This is a genomic window from Flavobacterium agri, from assembly GCF_013401995.1.
GTDB classification, from domain to species: Bacteria; Bacteroidota; Bacteroidia; order Flavobacteriales; family Flavobacteriaceae; genus Flavobacterium; species Flavobacterium agri.
In genome coordinates, this window is sequence record NZ_JACBJI010000022.1 from 992 (window position 1) to 3,664 (window position 2,673).

A 2,673-nucleotide genomic window follows, 5' to 3' on the forward strand; every position below is an offset into this window, starting at 1 on the left:
GTCGATGACCAGCTGCATCGGGGCCGACGGCCTTGCCGACTTCGACCTTGCCGGGCACATCCCGGTGATCACCCAGGAACCGGGCGTCACCGTAGGCTTCTACGCGAGCCAGGCCGACGCTGCCGTACCCCAGTCCCCGCTACCTAGCCCTTACCACAGTGCGGGCGGCACGATCTGGGTACGCCTTGAGAACGCGGACTGCTTCGCCCTTGCGCCACTCGAGCTCATCGGGGCCACGGGCCCTGCCATAGACACCACGCCGGACGCGCTCTCGGTGTGCGACGACAACAACGACTGCTTCGGGGTCTTCGATTTGACCCAGGCCGCGGCCGACATCTGGGACTCGGCCAGCATCCCTGCCGGGGTGGAGTTCCATTATTACCTGACGCCTGAGGATGCCGAACAGCAGACCCAGAACTTCATAGCCGTCCCGACGGCCTACCCGAACAACGTGCCGTGCAACCAGACGATCTACGTGAGCGTGACGGCTCCGGGCAGTACCTGCCCGAGCGTGGCCCCGCTGCAGCTCATCGTGGTGCCGCGCCCGGTTGCCAACGACGACGTGCAGCCTGTGGAGCAGTGTGACGGGGAGGACAACGACGGCCTTGCGTATTTCAACCTAGCCGACCAGGCCCTTCTGGACGAGATCCTGGGCGGGCTTGACGGTACTACGCATACGGTGACGTACTACGCCACGGCTGCCGACGTGCCGGCCAACCCTATCCCGTTCAACGGGTGGGCGGCCTACCAGAGCGCCACGGCGGACATCATCGCGGTGGTGACCCATACGGCCAGCGGCTGCCGCGACCAGGTGACCGTACCGCTTGTGGTACTGGCCCTGCCGGGCGTTGCCGACATCCCGCCTTACCGCCTTTGCGATGACGACTTCGACCAGTTCATGTCCTTCGATATCGCGGGCTATGTCTCGGGCTTCCTCGTGGCGGGCCAGACGGCCGCCTTCTATGCGAGCGAGTCGGACGCGCTCTCGGGCAACGCCCCGCTTGGCAGCCCTTACACCAACACGGTGCCGGGCTCCCAATACATCTGGATCGTGGTGAGCCAGGGCGGCTGCAGCCACCTCACGGGCATGGACATCGTGGTGGACCCGAAACCGGTGCCGCACCTTCTTGCCCCGGATGACGCGCTGCTGTTCTCGTGCGACGACAACAACGACGGGTTCGCCCCGTTCAATCTTGAAGACATAGCCGATGCGATGCAGATGGGGGTTCCGGCCACCCAGATGGTGATCAACTTCTACCTGACCGAGCAGGACGCCGTCGCGGGCAACCTGCCTATCGACCAGACTATACCTTACGTGAACGTGACCCAATGGGCCCAGACGCTCTACGTGGGTGCGAACAACCCCGAGACGCCGGGCAACTGCCGCAGCGTGTGGCCGGTGACCCTTACGGTGATCCCGGGCGCGATCGCCGCGGAGCTTTCCGACCTTGTGGAGTGCGACGATGACCAGGACGGCTTTACGCAGTTCAACCTCACCGAACAGGAGGCGGCCATCATAGCCCTGCAGACGGGTCCGGCCCCTTACCAGATACGCTATTTCGAGAGCGCCTCGGACGCGGCCCAGGGCATCAGCCCTATAGGCAACATCACCAATTACACCAACCAGACGGCCTTCACCCAGCAGATCTGGTACCGCGTGGACGTGACCGGCGGCTGCCACGATGAGGACTCGTTCTTCATCAAGGTCAACGTGCCGTTCAATTTGCCGGCCACCCTCGGGTTGTTCACGCAGTGCGCGGACGCCGACGGCAACCAGCTCATCGAGTGGGACCTTCCGGTGGAGGTTCCGGTGCCGGGCATCACCTCGGGCTACCAGGTGCATTACTACCACAGCTATGCCGATGCCCTTACGGACACCGACGAGATCATGGACCCTGCCCATTATACCAACCAGGGCCCCGTGGATGACCTCGGGGTGATGGTGGAGGATCTTGCCACGGGCTGTAAGTCGTACACGATGGCCACCATCCGCGTGCTTCCGCTGCCTCATCCGCAGCAGCTGCAGGATGACGTGCTGGTCATGTGCGAGGAGAACGGATCGGATACGGCTACCTTCGATTTGACGCAGTTCGAGGACGAGCTTGCCAACGGTGACATGGGCATGGCCTTCACCTACCATACCAGCCTTGCCGACGCCGAGTCGGGCACGGCGGCGATCCCTGCCTCTGACGTGGCGGCCTACGTCTCGTCGGGCGGCACGATCTACATCCGCGTGGAGCAGCATACGCTTCCTGACGATACGGGCGCCTACTGCCATACGGTGGTGGCCATCACCCTGCAGGTGGACCAGCAGCCTGACCTTGCCCCGGGCAAGTTCCTTACGGGCTGTGAGGTGCCGGCGGGCACGGGCCAGATGTCCTTCGACCTGAACGACATCATCGCCGAGATGATGCCGGGCCAGGACACCTCGGGCTTCACTTTCGTATTCTCTGATGCGGGCGGCCCGATATCGGCCGCTGACGCCCTTGACTATACCAACCAGACCAACCCGCAGACCATCACGGTGGACGTTACCAATACGGCCACGGGCTGTACGGCCAGCCAGACCTTCGATCTCATCGTCAAGCCGGGCGCGACCGCGGCGGCCTATGCCTTCGCGGCCCAGTGCGACGACTTCGGTGACCTTACCGACGGCATCGCCGAGTTCGACCT

1 protein-coding gene is annotated in these 2,673 nt (G+C 64.0%); it reads left to right on the forward strand.

Annotated elements, in window-relative coordinates; all coding sequences use genetic code 11:
• Window positions 1–4: 4 nt before the first annotated feature.
• A partial coding sequence (locus HZF10_RS17770) for an FIDD domain-containing protein (RefSeq protein ID WP_503328425.1) occupies window positions 5–2,673 on the forward strand: 2,669 nt, incomplete at its 3' end.